13 protein-coding genes are annotated in these 18,378 nt (G+C 37.5%); 11 read left to right on the forward strand and 2 right to left on the reverse strand.

Going from position 1 to position 18,378, the window contains the following annotated elements:
- Positions 1 to 103 precede the first annotated feature (103 nt).
- The 5 genes from ACJJVW_RS08555 to ACJJVW_RS08575 all read left to right on the forward strand — a co-directional run bounded on the left by ACJJVW_RS08555 (position 104) and on the right by ACJJVW_RS08575 (position 8,006).
- Positions 104 to 1,042 (forward strand): tryptophan 2,3-dioxygenase family protein, encoded by a 939-nt coding sequence (locus ACJJVW_RS08555; RefSeq protein WP_298322627.1) that lies wholly within the window; start codon positions 104 to 106, stop codon positions 1,040 to 1,042.
- A complete protein-coding gene (locus ACJJVW_RS08560) occupies positions 1,042 to 2,349 on the forward strand; it encodes a peptidoglycan DD-metalloendopeptidase family protein (RefSeq protein ID WP_405221046.1) in 1,308 nt (435 codons plus the stop codon). The genes ACJJVW_RS08555 and ACJJVW_RS08560 overlap by 1 nt, the downstream gene beginning before the upstream one ends.
- Before the next feature lie 18 nt (positions 2,350 to 2,367).
- A complete protein-coding gene (pgi, locus tag ACJJVW_RS08565) occupies positions 2,368 to 3,981 on the forward strand; it encodes a glucose-6-phosphate isomerase (protein ID WP_405251339.1) in 1,614 nt (537 codons plus the stop codon).
- Positions 3,982 to 4,150: 169 nt separating this feature from the next.
- Positions 4,151 to 7,459 carry a carboxypeptidase regulatory-like domain-containing protein gene (locus ACJJVW_RS08570; protein ID WP_298322619.1) on the forward strand — a complete coding sequence of 1,103 codons (3,309 nt, stop codon included), beginning with the start codon at positions 4,151 to 4,153 and terminating at the stop codon, positions 7,457 to 7,459.
- Positions 7,460 to 7,571: 112 nt separating this feature from the next.
- The gene (locus tag ACJJVW_RS08575) at positions 7,572 to 8,006 is read left to right on the forward strand and encodes a hypothetical protein (RefSeq protein WP_298322615.1); all 435 of its coding nucleotides are present in this window, start codon (positions 7,572 to 7,574) and stop codon (positions 8,004 to 8,006) included.
- 113 nt (positions 8,007 to 8,119) lie between these two features.
- Here ACJJVW_RS08575 and ACJJVW_RS08580 read toward each other — a convergent pair whose 3' ends face one another.
- Positions 8,120 to 9,196, reverse strand: a complete 1,077-nt coding sequence (locus ACJJVW_RS08580) for an endonuclease/exonuclease/phosphatase family protein (protein WP_405251340.1) — start codon at positions 9,194 to 9,196, stop codon at positions 8,120 to 8,122.
- Between the two features lie 122 nt (positions 9,197 to 9,318).
- On the opposite strand from ACJJVW_RS08580, the gene ACJJVW_RS08585 reads away from it, so the two are divergent.
- Positions 9,319 to 12,093 carry a carboxypeptidase-like regulatory domain-containing protein gene (locus ACJJVW_RS08585; RefSeq protein WP_405251341.1) on the forward strand — a complete coding sequence of 925 codons (2,775 nt, stop codon included), beginning with the start codon at positions 9,319 to 9,321 and terminating at the stop codon, positions 12,091 to 12,093.
- A gap of 14 nt (positions 12,094 to 12,107) precedes the next feature.
- A complete protein-coding gene (locus tag ACJJVW_RS08590; protein ID WP_405251342.1) occupies positions 12,108 to 13,607 on the forward strand; it encodes a DUF5689 domain-containing protein in 1,500 nt (499 codons plus the stop codon).
- Positions 13,608 to 13,615: 8 nt separating this feature from the next.
- On the opposite strand, the gene ACJJVW_RS08595 is transcribed toward ACJJVW_RS08590, so the two are convergent.
- Entirely contained in the window at positions 13,616 to 14,599 is a 984-nt protein-coding gene (locus ACJJVW_RS08595; protein WP_405251343.1) for an endonuclease, read from the reverse strand.
- Positions 14,600 to 14,668: 69 nt separating this feature from the next.
- Between ACJJVW_RS08595 and hflX the strand changes: the two genes are divergently transcribed.
- The 4 genes from hflX (at position 14,669) to ACJJVW_RS08615 (ending at position 18,378) form a co-directional block, all read left to right on the forward strand.
- A complete protein-coding gene (gene hflX / locus ACJJVW_RS08600; protein ID WP_144782857.1) occupies positions 14,669 to 15,898 on the forward strand; it encodes a GTPase HflX in 1,230 nt (409 codons plus the stop codon).
- 169 nt (positions 15,899 to 16,067) lie between these two features.
- Positions 16,068 to 16,676: a uridine kinase gene (gene udk, locus ACJJVW_RS08605; RefSeq protein WP_013750357.1), complete on the forward strand. Its 609-nt coding sequence runs from the start codon at positions 16,068 to 16,070 to the stop codon at positions 16,674 to 16,676.
- A 21-nt stretch (positions 16,677 to 16,697) separates the two neighbouring features.
- Entirely contained in the window at positions 16,698 to 17,030 is a 333-nt protein-coding gene (locus ACJJVW_RS08610) for a septum formation initiator family protein (RefSeq protein ID WP_108877738.1), read from the forward strand.
- Positions 17,020 to 18,378: a methylmalonyl-CoA mutase subunit beta gene (locus ACJJVW_RS08615; protein ID WP_405251344.1), complete on the forward strand. Its 1,359-nt coding sequence runs from the start codon at positions 17,020 to 17,022 to the stop codon at positions 18,376 to 18,378. Before ACJJVW_RS08610 ends, ACJJVW_RS08615 begins: the two co-directional genes overlap by 11 nt.

Here is an 18,378-nt window from a genome sequence, read left to right on the forward strand (position 1 = left end):
GGATTTTGTAAATTGCCACTTAATAAATCAGGCAACACAGCGTTGATGTTTATCAAATATGAAGTATTTGATAAACTCAATATTTACGGTCCAATAACTACTCATGAAAAAGCCCATTCAACCAGACATAGAAAAAATCATCAATCAGCTTGATGATAAGTATGAGAAGATAGATCAAGATCTTGATGACCATCTTGAAGGATTACTGCAAAGTAAGCCTATCACTTACTGGGACTACATCCATACAGACGCATTATTAAGTTTGCAGTTGCCACGCACGAGCATGCCAGATGAAAATGTGTTTATCATGTACCATCAAGTTAATGAGCTGCTATTTAAAATGGTACTTTGGGAGATTGAGCAAGTAGCTCACCATCCTAATCTTACAGTAGATTTTTTTAGTTCTCGTTTAGGGCGCATAAGTAGGTATTTTGATATGCTTACAAGTTCTTTCTCGATTATGCAAGAAGGAATGGATGTCGAGCAGTACATGAAATTTAGAAAAACCCTTACTCCAGCTAGTGGTTTTCAAAGTGCGCAGTATAGAAAAATTGAGTTTGCAAGTACAGATTTAATAAATCTTATAGATAATCGCTTTCGCGAAAGCATAGACCGCAATACTCCTTACGAACATGCGTTAGAACATCTATATTGGCAAGCCGCCGGCAAGAATTATCATACTGGTAAAAAATCTTATTTGCTCACAGCCTTTGAAGAGAAGTATAAAAACGACTTTGTAGCGTTTACAAAAGAATATAATACTATAAATTTGTATGCTCGCTTTAAAAGTTTACCTCAAGAAGTCCGTGAGAATCAAAAGTTACGTGATGCTATGCGTCACTACGATTACACAGTAAATGTTACTTGGGTAATGTCTCATTATCATGCTGCAAATCACTACTTAAATAATGGTGAGAAAGTGGTAGAGGCAACAGGCGGAAGCGAATGGACAAAATATATGCACCCTAAATACCAGCGACGTATTTTCTTTCCAGAAGTCTGGACTGCAGAAGAGCTTGCAAACTGGGGGCATGATGTATAATGAATGACAACTTACTTTTTGTGAAATATAACCACCTATATCTTTTAGTTTTTTTTAGTTTTTTAGTTTTTGCTTGCGGTGACGCTACCTCAGATACGGTAGATGATGAAGAAATTTATACGGCGCCACCAGAAGTAGTCAAAGAGTACGGTTACGTGCTTGATGATTATATTGTAGAGCGAGATACTGTGCAGTCTGGAGATAGTTTTGGAAAAATTCTTTTTGATGCAAATGTAGATTATGCAACTATAGAAGAGATTTCTGACTCTGTTGTGTCGGTATTTGATACTCGGAAAATTAGAAAAGGAAAGCCATACGTCTTACTTAAATCTAAAGACTCTCTTGAGGCAGCTCAAGTGTTTATTTATGAGCAAAATAGAGAAGACTACGTGGTAGTTGATTTTAAAGAAAATGTAAAAGCTGCGGCAAGAAAGCATCCTACAACAACTTATGAGCGTGAAATCTCTGGAGTAATAAACAGCAATCTATCTTCTACTTTTGATGATCTTGGCGTAAGTGTGAATGTTGCTTATAAAATGGCAGATATTTATGCGTGGACCATTGATTTCTTTAAACTTCAAAAAGGTGACCGCTTCAAGGCAATTTATGAGGAACGCTTTGTAAATGATACAATTCCTGCGGGAGTAGGTAAAATTAAAGCTGTTCTTTTTGAACATGCAGGACGTGAGATTTATGCATTTAGATTTGCAAATGACTCACTAGCTGGAGGTTTTGACTACTTTGACGAAAATGGTGACAACCTACGTCGTGCATTCTTAAAAGGTCCACTTAAGTTCAATAGAATCTCATCTAGATATAATCTTAAGCGACGTATAAAGTACTATGGTTATAAGTTGCGTCCACATAAGGGAACAGACTTTGCTGGAGCTATAGGTACTCCTATTCTTGCTACTGCAGATGGAGTGGTGACTAAATCTGAACGTCGTGGAGGTAACGGTAATTATGTAAAAATACGCCACAATGCTACTTATGATACGCAATACCTACACATGCAAAAAAGAGCTGTAAAAGTAGGTCAGTCTGTGCGTCAAGGAGATGTAATAGGAACTATAGGGATGACAGGAAATTCTGGTGGACCTCACGTGTGTTATCGTTTTTGGAAAAATGGAAAACAAGTGGATCCTTTTAGAGAAGATCTTCCAGCATCAAAACCGCTAGATGAGCTACTCAAGCCTATTTACGATAGTATACGCAAGCCTCTCAGATTGCAATTAGATAATATTCCATTTATGAGTGAAGCAGAAATGGAATTTGCACAACAGCAAACAGAAGAAAAACAACAATAATCTTATAGAACCTACCTAATGAAAAGTATAAACCCAACTACAACGGCAGCTTGGAAAGCATTAGAAACGCATTACAAGGAAACAAAAGATACGCTATTAGTTGATCTTTTTAAGGATAGCGCTCGTGCAGAAGAGCTCACAATCATTTGGGATTCTTTATATGTAGATTATAGTAAAAATAGAATCACAACAAAAACTCGTGAGTTACTCGTGCAACTGGCAGAAGAGGTTGGCTTAAAAGAGGCAATTGATAGCTATTTTGGTGGGGATGCAATAAATGCTACCGAAGATAGAGCAGTGATGCATACCGCGCTGCGTGATGAAAAGAGTGACGCTTTTGCTAAGGAAGAGGTGAATGAAGTAAAAAAGTCAATCGAAATTTTTACTGAAAAAGTTATTTCTGGTAAGCATAAAGGAGCTACCGGTAAAGAGATTACAGACGTTGTAAACATAGGCATAGGTGGATCAGATCTTGGGCCAGTGATGGTTGTTGAGGCATTGCAGTATTACAAAAACCACTTGACTACGCATTTTATATCAAATGTAGATGGTGATCATGTAATGGAGACCATTAAAAATCTCAATCCAGAAACAACGCTTTTTGTAATAGTATCAAAAACATTTACAACTCAAGAGACGTTGAGTAACGCCACAACAGTAAGAAAGTGGTTTGTAAATCAACTAGGAGAAGAAGCGGTGAGTAACCATTTTGTTGCAGTGTCAACAAATGAGGAAGCTATTGCTAGCTTTGGTATTTCTTCAGATAACGTATTCCCTATGTGGAACTGGGTAGGAGGACGCTTTTCTCTTTGGAGCTCAGTAGGTTTATCTATAGCGCTTGCTGTGGGTTATAAAAACTTTGAAGGCTTACTCCATGGTGCATTTAAAATGGATGAGCATTTTAAAAACACGTCATTTGATCAAAATATTCCAGTGATTACGGCACTCTTAAGTGTGTGGTATAATAATTTTTATGGAGCAGAGACAGAAGCTGTTATTCCTTATTCCCAATATTTACATAGACTTCCAGCATACTTGCAGCAAGCAATTATGGAAAGTAACGGGAAAAGCGTAGATCGCAACGGTGACCGCGTTACTTATGAAACTGGAAATATTATTTGGGGTGAACCTGGAACAAACTCACAACACGCATTTTTCCAATTGATACATCAAGGGACGAAATTAATTCCTGCAGATTTTATTGGTTTCAAAAAGTCACTTCACGGTAATCAAGATCACCATGATAAGCTTATGGCAAATTTCTTTGCACAAACAGAAGCACTCATGAATGGTAAGACTGTATCTCAAGTGGAGCAAGATTTTGAGGGAAGTACGCTTTCGCGAAAGCGTATAGAAGAACTCATACCTTTTAAAGTTTTTGAAGGAAATAAGCCTACAACCACTATTTTAGGGGAGAAGCTCACTCCAGAGAGCTTAGGGTCACTGGTAGCAATGTATGAGCATAAAATCTTTGTACAAGGAGTGATATGGAATATATACTCTTATGATCAATGGGGAGTTGAGCTAGGAAAACAACTTGCAAAAAAAGTGCTTAATGAGTTTAGTACTGGAACAAGTGAAAATCATGATGGTTCTACTAAGAATTTAATGAAATACTATAAAGAAGCGTAGTAAATAATTGACTACTAGTATTTTATTAAGAAACCTTTCAAGCTAATGTTTGAAGGGTTTTTTTGGTTTTACGAAATGAAAAAACCTTCTCGTATAAGTTAACGTTAAGTTAATATTGGCACTCCACAAATTTAGAGTAATTTTGCAGCGCTAATTATTAACAAATATCATGAAGAAAATTACATTTTTATCATTGATCGCCATGTTTCTAGTGACGGTATCGTCATTAGCACAAGGGGTAACGACAAGTTCTATCTCTGGACGTGTGTTAGACAACACAGAAGGTCCATTGCCTGGAGCAAACATTATTGCAACGCACGTGCCTACAGGTTCTGTGTATGGAGCAGTAACAGATTTTGATGGTTTTTACCGTCTACCTAACCTTAAGTCAGGAGGTCCTTACAACGTTACAATTACTTATGTAGGATTTGAGGATTATGCACTTAATGGATTTAGTTTATCTCTTGGTGAGACTAAGAGAATTAGTGTAACAATGCAAGAAAATGCAAATGCTCTTGATGAGATTGTAATTACTGGCTCAAACAACAGTATTTTCAACACTAATAAAACGGGTTCAGAAACTTCTATTTCTGAACGTGACATTGCTACTATTCCTTCTGTTTCTAGAGGAATTGCAGATTTTGCTCGTGTTACTCCTCAAGCTCAACTTTCTGAAGGAGATGATGGTTTTTCTATCTCTTTAGGTGGTCAAAACAACCGTTACAACGCAATCTATATTGATGGTGCTGTTAACAATGATGTTTTTGGACTTGCAGGATCAGGTACTAACGGAGGTCAAACGGGTGTAAGTCCTTTCTCTGTAGATGCTATTGAGTCTTTCCAAATTAACCTAGCTCCTTTTGATGTACGCCAGTCAGGATTCTCTGGTGGTTCTGTAAACGCTGTAACACGTTCTGGTTCTAATAACTGGGAAGGTAGTGTATACGGTTTCTTAAGAAACGAAAGTCTTGCTGGAAAAACTCCAGTAGATTTAACAAACGAAGGTGACGAGCGTGAGAAGCTTGCAGAATTTTCTGCTAAGACTTACGGTATCCGTATAGGTGGACCAATTGTAAAGGATAAATTATTTTTCTTTGCAAATTATGAACGTCAAGATGACGAGACCCCACAACCATTCAACTTCTCAAACTATCAAGGAAGATCTTCTGAAGCAGAAATTGCGAACCTTGCTAGCTTCTTGCAATCTGAGTATGGTTATAACCCTGGTACATTTGATAACAATACTAGAACTTTAGAAAGCGACAAGATAAACTTACGTTTAGATTGGAACATCAACGATAATCACAAAGTTTCTATCCGTCAAGGTGTAGTTGAGGCAACAAACTTAGAAGCTCGTAACTCAGGAGAAAGAGGAATTGGATTCATCAATGGATCTGAGTTTTTTGAAACTAAAACATATTCTACTGCATTCGAATTGAACTCTACGTTTGGTTCTAAATTTGCAAACAACTTGAAGATTGGATATACTTCAGTAAAGGATGATAGAGATCCTTCTGGAAATCCATTCCCTACAGTAGACATTCAAGATGGTGGAGGTACAATCTCTTTTGGATCTGAACCATTCTCAACTGCAAACTTACTTGAGCAGGATATCTTTACTATTAATAACAACTTCCAGATTTTTTCTGGACGTCACGCTGTAACTCTGGGTGCGAATCTTGAGATAGCATCTGCTAAGAACTTATTCTTTGCTTATAACTATGGAGATTATACTTTTGAAGATCAGTTTGATGCTGATGATAACTTAGTTTCTTCTGGACTTGATCAGTTCTTAGCTGGGCAAGATGCAGATGTATTCCAACATGGTTATTCTCTAGTAGGTAATGGTGCTGTAGGTGATGAGTCTGCTGGATCTGCAGATTTTGGAACTTCACAATTAGGTTTCTACGTTCAAGATGAAGTTCAAGTAACTGAAAACTTCAAAATAACAGGAGGTATCCGTGTGGATGTTCCTTATTGGGAAGATGGTACTGTAAATGATGACTTCAATACAAGAACTGTTGGTCTATTAACTGCTGCAGGTAAAGATTTACAAGGAGCACGCGTAGGACAAGGAGTAGATGCTTCTGCTCACATTGCACCACGTTTAGGATTTAACTGGGATGTATTTGGAAACAACACTACACAAGTACGTGGAGGATTAGGAGTATTTACTTCAAGACTTCCATTAGTATGGCCAGGAGGAACTTACAACAACAATGGTGTTACTGGAGGATTTAGCTTTATCTTCGGAGAGGAATTCCAACCTGATGTAAACCAGCAAACACAGGTTGTAGCAGCTGGTTCTGGAGGAGTAGGTGGAAACATCGACCTTTTTGCTAAGAACTTTAAGCTTCCACAAGTAGGAAAGTATAACATTGCTATAGATCAAAAATTACCAATTTGGGGATTAATTGCATCTGCAGATTTCTTATATAATGATGTACTTACAGATGTTTACTATGAGAACTTAAACTTAGGTGAGCCAGTAGGAACTTATGAAGGAGCAGATAACCGTCCATTCTATAATCGTAGTGACGAAATCGATGATACTTACGGAAGAATCATTTTAGCATCAAACACAAACGAAGGATCTTCTTATAATGCAACTTTTACACTTAGAAAACCATTCCAGAATGGATTCCAAGGGCAAGTTTCTTATTCTTACGGAGAGTCTGAAAAAATATTTGATGGAACTTCTTCTCAAAACAGCTCACAGTGGAGAGGGATTCAAACTGTAAACGGTAAGAACTCAGATATTCCTTTATCTAGATCTGACTTTTCATTAGGAAGCCGTATCTCAGGAAACGCATCTTATGAGATTGAATATGGAGGAGATTTCGGAGGAAAAACTACAATAGGTCTTTTCTATGAAGGATCACAATCTTCGCCTTATAGCTTTACATATAGAGAAGGACGTGATTTATTAAATGACGATTCAAGAGATAATGCTCTTATCTATGTACCTACAAATGCTTTAGATGCAAATCAGATTAATATTGCAGATATTGTAGATAGAGAAACTGGTGTAGTTCTTGTTCCAGAACAAGCACAACGTGAGATTCTTGAAGCATTTATCGAGAATGATGATTATCTAAGCACTCGAAGAGGAAAGTATGCAGAGCGTAACGGTTCAAGAGGACCTTGGAATCACATTGTTGACTTTAAGTTGTTACAAGATATATATGTAAAAACTGGAGATAAGAAGAGTACATTCCAAATCTCTTTAGACATCTTCAACTTCACAAACTTTATCAATAAAGATTGGGGAGTACGTAAATTTGTAGGATCTAATGTATCTCCACTTCAAACCGTATCTACTTCTAATAGTGAGCCAGTATTCAGTATAGTTGAAAGCTTATTCAATGTTGATGAAAATGGTAATCTATTGAGTGACAATATTGATCGAGTTGATGATCAAGGACTTCAATCTTCAAGATGGCAAATGCAAGTAGGTCTTCGTTATATCTTTAACTAAGAACTATTATCACATAATTGCAATCGCAATAATAAAGCCGCTACTGGAAACAGTAGCGGCTTTTGTTTTTATGGATTATCTTTGAGCTTTAAACTTATTAAACCATTTATTTATGTACTCAGTTGTTCAATTTGTCCATTCGTATTGGGCTTACCTTGTAGTTATCGTTCTTGTGGTTGCCACATTTAATGCACTCACAAAATTCTTTGGAAAAAAAGAGTATGGCGGGAAAGATATGAGCTTAGCTTTATTTACCCTTATAACGATGCACATACAACTGCTTATAGGTCTTGTGCTGTGGTTCGTGTCTCCTAATGGATTACAAGCTATAAAAGCAAATGGTATGGGAGGACTCTCTAGTCAAGCAAGACAACTTGCGGTAGAGCATCCATTTTTAATGATTATTGCAGTGGTGCTTGTAACCATTGGTTATTCTAAGCATAAAAAACAACGCCTATCTACGCCTAAATTTAAGAAGATAGCCATCTTTTATACACTTGCACTTATCGCAGTGCTAGCAATTATACCATGGAATCAGTGGTTTTAATAGCCATTGATTAACTATTTCCAAAGGTTGTTAATACGCTTTCGCGAAAGCGTAATAGAAAATAGAAAGCCCAAAATCATATTGATTTTGGGCTTTTAATTTAAATAATAAGATTAATCAGAGAGTTCTTTCTTAATCAAATAAATATATACTGGGAAGTGGTCACTATAGCCGCCTGTATATCCTCCATTTGCAAAACTTCTGTAAGGATATCCTTTATAACGACCCTTGGGGTTGCTCAAGTAGTTTTTATTGAAAATACCAGCCTTATAATACCTGAAAGAGCTGTAATCCTCATCAAGCAACGGTGCACTTATAATTATCTGGTCAAAAAGGTTCCACCCATCGCGATATGCAAGGGTTCCTATTCCTTTTTTAAACATGGATTCCATTGGGTTATAAAGTTCTTTATCTCTTACTTTTTTAATCTTGTGTTGTGTTTGTAACACTTTTTTCACACTAGCATTTGTAGGGTCATCATTGAGGTCTCCCATGATAATAATCTTTGCATAAGGGTCATTGCTTTGTAAACTGTCTGTGATTTTCTTAGTTAGTGAAGCTGCGTCCATTCGTTTTTTCCTGCTCTTTGCTTCTCCGCCAGATCTAGACGGCCAGTGGTTTACAATGATATGTATCATATCACCATCTAGTAAGCCAGATACAAGAAGCTGATCCCTTGTAAACTTTCGTTTTGATGGATTATCAATCTCGTAAATGAGTAATTTATGCTTGCTAGTAGATAATGGCTTAAATAGCCTCTTTTGATACAACAGCGCTACGTCTATACCTCTCCTGTCTGGAGAATTGTAATGCACGATACCGTAATCTTTCGGTAGTAATTGTGGGTCATTTGCTAGTGCTTCTACAGTTTTTCTGTTTTCGATTTCTGCTAGTCCTATAATCGCTGGGCTGTTTTTTGTGAAGTCTGCGCCTATATCGGCAATTACTCGGGCAATGTTGCTCACCTTGTCTTGATATATCGTTTCGGTCCAATGGTCCTTACCCTCAGGAGTGCGATCATCATCATAAGTGATAGGATCATTGATGGTGTCAAACAGGTTTTCTACGTTATAAAATGCTATAGTGTGAGCTCTATATTTATTGGTTTGTTGCGCTTTCGCGAAAGCGTAAAAACATAACAATATCACAAGTAATGATAATCTCTTGGATTTTAATTTTTCAGAAAGCATTTTTGTTTTATGTAAGATTTTTCGTAATATGCAAATCAAATGTAATGAATTTCAGCGCTTTACGATTTTAAAACTTTCGTCTAGTAATATTTAAAACTGAGATATCACATGAACTGGGAGCTATGAACAAAAATTTATTACGTTACGCTTTCTTATTATTTAGCGGTGTATTGTGGTCTCAAGCACAACTTAAAGGAACGATAATAGACGCCATCAGTTCACAGCCAGTTCCAGAGGTGAGTATAAAAATCCAAGGGGCTAATAGCAATGCAAAAACGGATGCACTTGGTGTATTTATATTGAACAATATTGAGTTGTACGGAGATCAAATTTTAATTGTAGAAAAAAACGGCTTCGTTACAAAGAGGCTACCTGTCATTATAAATGATAAAGAACTATTAGAACTTCAAATTGTAACCCTAGACGTCGATATTACTGAAGAACAACGGCAGATAGGATTAATCTCATTATCAGAAAATGATTTGATTAGTGACGATACGCAAGAGAGTTTTAATACCTCAGGATTATTATCTGCTGGACGAGATGCTTTTTTGAGTGCGGCTGCATTTGATTGGAGTGCTACCTTTTTCCGGCCAAGAGGGCTAGATAATGCAAACGGAAAACTTCTCATTAATGGGATAGAAATGAATAAACAGTTTAACGGGCGCCCGCAGTGGGGAAGTTGGGGCGGACTTAATGATGCACAGCGCAATCGTGAGTTTACACAAGGATTAAAAGCGAGTGAGTATAGTTTTGGAGGGCTAGCTGGTGTAACAAATATAATCATGCGAGCATCTCAGGAGCGAAAAGGAGGTAGGGTTTCATATGCCGCAGCTAGTGCTTCTTATCAAGGTAGAATAATGGGAAGTTATAATTCTGGCTTATCTCAGAAAGGATGGGCTTATGGCGTATTGTTGTCTCGTCGTTTTGGTAAAGAAGGTTTTCAAGACGGTACTTTATACGATGCCAACTCTATATATCTATCTGTAGAAAAGAAAATAAATAATAACCACAGTCTTAATTTTTCTTCCTTTTACACACCTAATCGCCGTGGTCGTGCTTCTTCACTTACACAAGAACAAGTTAATCTTAAAGGACGCACTTACAACCCATATTGGGGTTTTCAAAATGGAGAGCAGCGAAATGCTAGAATGCGCAAAATTGAAGAGCCAGTATTCATGATTAACCACTACTGGGGTATAAGTGATAAGACAAGTATTAATACAAATTTAGGGTATCAAGTAGGCACTATAAAAAGTGGTAGAATAGATAACGGAAGCCTTAGGAATCCAGCGCCAAATTATTATCAGCTCCTGCCTAGTTTTGCACTTCAAGATTCAAGTCCTACTGCGGGAGATTTTCAAACAGCATATTTACTGCAACAAGACTTCATAAATGATGGTCAGCTAGACTGGGAGTCAATATATCAAGCTAATATAGGAGGAGGTAACTCAAAAATAATTCTTCAAGATGATGTGGTGGGAGATAAACAAATATCTGCAACTATTATTTTGAACTCTCAGCTCACTGACGCAATTACCATAAATGGAAATCTTTCTTATAGAGATTTGAAGAGTGAAAACTATGCGCAGGTAAGTGATTTACTTGGAGGCGAGGGATTTCTTGATATAGATAATTTCTCTGTAAGCGAGAGTCAGGATGGTCAAGAAGGCGATCTTGCACAAAGTGATGTGCGTAACCCTAACCGCATTGTTCAAGTAGGAGATCGATATAAGTACAACTATAATATCAATTCAAGTACAATAAGCGGATTTGCTCAAGCACAGTTTACTTTTAAGAATACAGATTTTTTTATTTCTGGCACGGCAAGTACTACAAGTTATCAGCGAGAGGGATTATTTGAGAACGGAAATTTTATGGGTGAGAATTCCTTTGGGCCAAGTGAGAAACTTTCATTTACAGATGGAGGATTAAAAGCTGGTGCGACTTATAAATTTACAGGTAGACATATAGTAACAGTAAACGGAGCTTACTATACCACTGCTCCTTCCATTAGAAATAGTTTTAGTAATGCTAGACAAAATAATGATGTAGTAAATAACCTAACATCAGAACAAATACAAAGTGTGGATGCTAGCTACATTTATAGATCGCCTATAGTAAAAGCACGTCTCACAGGATTTTATACAGGCTTTCAAAACGGGACTGATTTAGGATTCTTTTTTACTCAAAATTCGATAGCGCAAACGGAGGCATCTTTTGTACAAGAAGTGCTTACTAATGTTGCGCGGCAAAATATAGGTGTAGAAGTAGGAATAGAGGCGCAGGTATTACCTACGCTCAAGTTAAAGGCAGCTGCATCTGTAGGTCAATATACGTATGCAAATAATCCAGATATCTACTACACTTCTGATGATTTTGATGGACCTCAGACTTTTGGAGATGGGAAAGTTATACTCAATAATTTGCACGTTGCTGGCGGGCCAGAAAGAGCCTATCAACTAGGTCTTGAGTATAGAGATCCAGATTTTTGGAATTTTGGGATCACCGTAAATCATTTTTCTAATGCTTACATAGACATTAGTAATCTAGCACGTACAGCAAATTTTAACCAAGACATAGACGGTCAACCATTCAATGACTTTGATACGGATGTGGCCAAGGGTTTGCTTAGACAATCACAAATAGATAGCTATAATCTCGTAAATATTATAGGTGGGAAATCTTGGAGGATAGGAAGTTACTTTGTTGGCTTTTTTGCAACAGTAAATAACGTACTCAATGAAAATTATATTACGGGAGGCTTTGAGGATTCTCGTAGGGTAAATTATAGGTCAAAACTTGAAGAATCTGAGCGATCGACTCCCATTTTTGGTGATCGACTATTCTTTGGGAGAGGAACTACATACTACGCAAATGCTTACGTTAGATTTTAAACTTTAAAATTAAGATGATGAAATTATTCCAGAAACTGTCATTTGTCTCACTACTCTTCTTAATTATAGGCTGCGTAAATGATGATGAGTTCACAACACCGCTGCTTGAAATCACTGAGCCAGCTCTAGACGGAGAAATAATCACCATCGCACAACTAGTAAATCTCTATGAGCAAGCTGTTTTGAGTGAAGCAGATAATCTTGGTATCAATGCTACTAGCGAGGCAGATATTACAGCCTTACGTAGCATATTTAGACTTGATCTTTCTGAAATCAATCGTTATGTAGAAGGTTTTGTGATAAGTAGTGATGTTTCTGGAAACTGGTTTGAAGAGCTCATCATACAAGATGCAGCAAGTAATCCTACGGCTGGCGTCCGTGTACTTATAGATGAAAGTCCGCTGTTTACATATTACGAAGTGGGTCGCAAGGTATTTGTAAAACTAGGTGATGCAACACTAGACAATCAAGCTATAGGAGGTTTGTGGATAGGAGATAGCAACGGGGTATTAACGCTAGGCATGACAGACAATCTAGATAAAATCCCAGCGCCAGCACAATTTAGCTTTATGCAGAGGTCATCCATTATTGAAGAGATAATTCCGTTGGAGGTTACAATAGAAGATTTTAGTAATGAGTTAGAAAATATATTCGTCAAGCTCACAGATGTTCAGTTTATAAAGGAGGATGTCATTGATGGGAGTGTTACCTATGCGGGAGAACCTCTTGATGAGTTTGATGGAGAGCGAGAACTGGTACATTGTGCGACTGGGCAATCCACCCTTGTAAGTACAAGTACCTTTGCAAATTTTAAATCCATATTGCTACCAGATGGAGTTGGCAGTATATCTGGAGTGCTCACACGTAACTTTTTTGGAGACACGTATAACCTTGCGATTAATGATCCAGAAGCCGTCATTTTTGATGGGACAGACCGCTGTGATCCCGTAGAAATAGATTGCGGCTCAGCTAGTGGAATGGGAGAAAATATACTATTTGAAGAGTTTTTTGAGACGCAAACTAATAACAACCCTATAATAGGCAATGGCTGGACTAATTATCAAGAAGACGGTACACAAGCATGGGAGGCATATACCAGCACAGGTCAAAATGCCTCATTAGGTAGGTCTGCGAGAATTGCATCTGCTTTTTCCGGAGATGCGAGAACGGTGTCTTGGTTAATCACTCCGCCATTAGATTTTACATCAAATACGGGAGAAACCTTACGTTTTAGAACCTCAAATAGCTTTGCAGACGGCAGTAGGTTGACACTGCTTTTTTCTAACGACTGGGATGGCGATGTCACAACAATCGCTGCTTCTACTTGGGATGTGCTAGCAGCAGCAGATATTGTGGCAGATAATGATTTCTTTGGAAACTGGATTGACTCTGGTATTGTAGATCTCTCTTGTGTCACAGGTACTGGCTATGTTGCATTTAGATATAACGGATCTGGAAATGCAAGTTTTGACGGTACTTATGAACTTGACGAGATTCAAATTAAAGCAAATTAGAAATCTTTTTATTCAGTTCTTTTAGATAAAATACTATACACAGGAAAATGATCACTATAGCCGCCTAAATATCTTTTTCCTGCATAGGTGCGGAAGGGTGTTCCTTTAAATTTACCATCATACTCTGTGAGGAAAAAGTCATTGTAAATATCTGACTTCTCGTAAAGAAGTGTGTTTTCGTGTAGCTGTACAAAATTGTTTGAAAAGATAATCTGATCAAAAATGAACCACTCAAATCTGTAATTTAAACTTCCCTCATATCTTGTTCCTAAGTACAGCATAGGGTTATAAAACTCAGTTTTAACGAGATTGTTTTTTACGCTTTCACTGTGTGGCCCGTCGTTAAAATCGCCCATGATGATAATCTTCACTTTAGGGTCTTCATTCATGAGTTTATCAATAACTTCCCTATTGCGCTGTGCTGCTGTAATGCGCTTTTGTGAGGTTTCATTCTCACCAGATCTTCGGGAAGGCCAGTGATTTACTAGTATGTGAACAGGATTTCCTAAAAGTTCTCCTTGTACATAAAGAATATCACGAGTATAATCTCTGCCACCTTCTTCGGCTTCTAGGTAGAGTGTGATGGGTTCACTTGCCGTGACTTTAAAGTCTGCTTTTTTGTACAATAAAGCAACATCAATACCGCGCTCATCTGGGGAGTCATAATGAACAATGTCATAACCTTCATCTTTGAGGTTGTCTGTCGCAATAAGAGACTCTAGTACGGATCTATTTTCAACTTCGGCAACGCCAAGGAGAGAAGGTGAGGTCTTAGTGTCATCCTTTCCTATGTTTGAGATGACTTTAGATAGTTTAGCTATTTTCTTATTAAACTTATAGCTATTCCACTCCTTAAAACCGTTCGGTGTGAAGTCGTCATCTAGCGTTTTTGGGTTGTTTGTCGTGTCAAAAAGATTTTCTAGGTTGTAAAAGCCTACTGCACATTGTATTTTTTCTTGTTGCGCTTTCGCGAAAGCGGAATCATCCTCCATAATGAATAGTGTCTATGAGTGTTACAATTTAGTCAAAAAGACTGCAATCCATTTGCTACCTTTGTTAATATGATCGAAACAGAAAAAATAGATTATGAAAAGTGTGTGCTGGTGGGGCTAGTTACCCAAAAGCAATCGCACGATAAAATGACGGAATACCTTGATGAACTTGAGTTTCTTGCTTATACAGCAGGAGGTGAAGTTTTAAAGCGTTTCTCTCAGAAATTAGAAAAACCTAATCCTAAAACTTTTATAGGGACAGGGAAGATGGAAGACGTTGCTGCATATGTAGAGCAGCACGATGTGGGTACTGTGATCTTTGATGACGAACTTACTCCTGGACAACAACGTAACATAGAAGCAATCTTAAAATGTAAGATTGTAGATCGCACCTATTTGATACTTGACATTTTTGCTCAGAGAGCTCAAACGAGTTATGCACGCACACAAGTGGAGCTTGCTCAGTATGAATATTTGTTGCCTAGACTTACAGGTTTATGGACACACCTTGAACGCCAGCGTGGAGGTATAGGTATGCGTGGACCTGGAGAAACAGAGATTGAAACGGATAGACGTATCGTGCGTGACCGTATTACCTTGCTTAAAAAGAAGATGCTTACTATAGATAAGCAAATGGCTACGCAGCGTGGTAATCGTGGTGCACTTGTGAGAGTTGCTCTTGTGGGTTATACAAATGTGGGTAAGAGTACCCTCATGAATGTGATAAGTAAAAGTAAAGTATTTGCCGAAAATAAACTTTTTGCAACCTTAGATACTACCGTACGTAAAGTGGTGGTAGGGAATCTACCTTTCCTACTTTCAGACACGGTAGGATTTATACGTAAGTTGCCTACACAGCTAGTAGATTCTTTTAAAAGTACGCTTGATGAAGTGCGTGAGGCAGATTTACTACTGCATGTGGTAGATATTTCTCACCCGCAATTTGAAGATCACATTAATGCTGTAAACCAAATTCTTGATGAGATTGAGAGTATGGATAAGCCTACGCTTATGGTTTTTAATAAGATTGATGCTTATACGGCAGAGGCTTATGATGATGAGGATCTTATGGTAGAGCGCACTGGTGCACATTACACGCTTGATGAGTGGAAAGAAACATGGATGTCACGTACTAATGGTGATGCTATCTTTATATCTGCACTTAACAAAAACAACTTTGAGGAGTTCAGAAAGAAAATCTACGAACGAGTAAGAGAGATTCACGTAACAAGATTTCCTTACAATGCTTTTTTGTATCCAGAATATGAGGAGCAAGTAGGGAATAGCGAGGAAGAATAGGATTATTTATTCTTAATAGCGTAAAAGAAAAAATCGAAGGCTTTCTTAAAGCCTTCGATTTTTTTTGCTCAAAAACGATGGTTGAGCTTTTACTATTATTCTTGATTTTTTGAAACCTCTCATAAAAGACTAATCCGTAAATAGTACCTTTACCTCAAAATAATATTATATGCTTATTATAGGAATAGGCGGTGGTACCGGAAGTGGTAAGACTACCGTTGTAGATCAGATTGTGTCAGATCTACCAGAAGGACAAGTAACAGTAATTTCTCAAGATTCATACTACAAAGATCTCTCTGCATTATCGATGGAAGATCGTAAGAAGGTGAACTTTGATCACCCTAACGCAATAGATTTTCCTTTGCTTTGCCAGCATCTTGTTGAGCTTAAAGAGGGAAGAAATATTTTGCAGCCTATGTATTCATTTGTTGCACATAACCGTATTGATGAGACCGTCCTTACAAGCCCTACAAACGTGCTTGTGGTAGAGGGGATTCTTATTTTGACAGATCCTAATATTCGTAATCTTTTTGATATTAAAGTATTTGTGCATGCAGATAGTGATGAGCGTTTAATACGCCGTCTTAAGAGAGATATTGCAGAGCGTGGTCGTGATTTAGATGAGGTGTTAAATAGATATCAAACTACACTAAAGCCCATGCACCAGCAGTTTATTGAGCCTACAAAGGAGTTTGCAGATATCATTATACCTAATAATAGGTACAATACAGTGGCTGTAGATATCGTTCGTAGTATCATAAACGAACGATTACATTAAGGTTTTGTTATATTTACAACAATGAACATCAAGGAACTAAAACAGAAAAAATGGTTTAGAATAATGAGCAATAAATACTTGCTCATTTTTTTCATTTTTATAGTGTGGATGCTGTTTTTTGATGGAAGTTCTTACTTGTTACACAGAGAGCTCAATCAAGAATACGATAAGCTGGAAGGTAATAGGGCATACTTTAAAAAGGAAATAGCAGAGGATAATGCACAAATCTTACAACTTAAAGATAGTGCAGGTTTAGAAAGATTTGCTCGTGAAGAATACCTTATGAAAAAGGATAATGAGGAGATTTATATAATTGAATATCAAGATAGTTTATCTACAGAGAATGAGGACTAATTTATTTTCAGAATTTGACGCAGTTTCGGCAAAGGCTTTCAAGCAAAAAATACAGTTTGACCTCAAAGGGGCAGACTACAATGAGACGCTTGTCTGGCAAAGTCTAGAAGGAATACATGTAAAGCCTTTTTATCACAGTGATGAAATAAAAGAAACCGTCGCTGTTCAAGCTCCACAACAATGGTTTATAGGAGAGAAAATATTTATAGTAGATGCGGCTAAGTCGGCGCAAACGGCAAATAAAGCTATAGAGAACGGAGCAGAGGCTATCTACTTTCAGGCAGATAATTTGTTTGATCTTGAGCTGTTATTTGAAAGTTTAAAGCATAAAGGAATCCCTCTTTATTTTGAGCTCAGTTTTCTTGATGAAGATTTTTATAAACGTTTTCACGCTTTCGCGAAAGCGTATCATATAACCACAAAGCTCGATATCATTAATCATCTTGCACTTGATGGTAATTGGTATCACAACTTGCAAAAGGATCACGATATAGTGAGCAGTTTGCTACAGGGAGAAGAAAGTAAACTTACTGTAGATACCACCTTATATCAGAATGCTGGTGCCACTATGGTACAGCAACTAGCTTACGGCATAGCTCATCTTACCGAATATTTAAACCATTGTGAGAAAGAGAAGCTTAGTATAAATCTTGTCACTTTTGAAGTTGCAGTAGGAACTAACTACTTTTTTGAAATTGCAAAGCTAAGAGCACTCAGAAAGCTTGCTGCGGTAGTGCTGTCTGCATTTAACTACACGGATGCAGCTATTAGCATAATTGCGCACCCATCAAGACGCAATAAAACGATTTACGATTATAATATAAACATGCTGCGCACCACTACGGAGTGTATGAGTGCTGTGCTAGGTGGCGCAGACTGGGTGGTAAATATGCCTTATGATGCACTATATCACAAGACTAATAATTTTGGACAGCGCATTTCTCGCAATCAGCTCATTGTACTTAAAGAAGAAAGCTATTTTGATGTAGTTCAAAACCCTGCAGATGGTTCTTATTACGTAGAAGAGCTTACTTCGCAATTGGCTGAAAAAGCGCTTACGCTTTATAAAGATATAGAAGCGCAAGGAGGATTTTTGAGACAACTTAAAGAAGGGACTATCCAGCGTAAAATAAAAGAAAGTGCTGCAAAGGAACAGGCTAAGTTTGATGAAGGAGAGTTGATTCTTTTGGGGACAAATAAACATCCTAATCCAAAAGACGTAATGAAAGGTGAGTTAGAAATTTACCCTTTTGTAAAAATTAATCCTCGTAAAACATTACTGGAGCCTATAATTGCAAAACGCCTAGCTGAGGCATTAGAACAAGAACGTATTAAAGCAGAAAAGTAG

This window comes from Dokdonia sp. Asnod3-C12, from assembly GCF_045063975.1.
GTDB lineage: Bacteria > Bacteroidota > Bacteroidia > Flavobacteriales > Flavobacteriaceae > Dokdonia.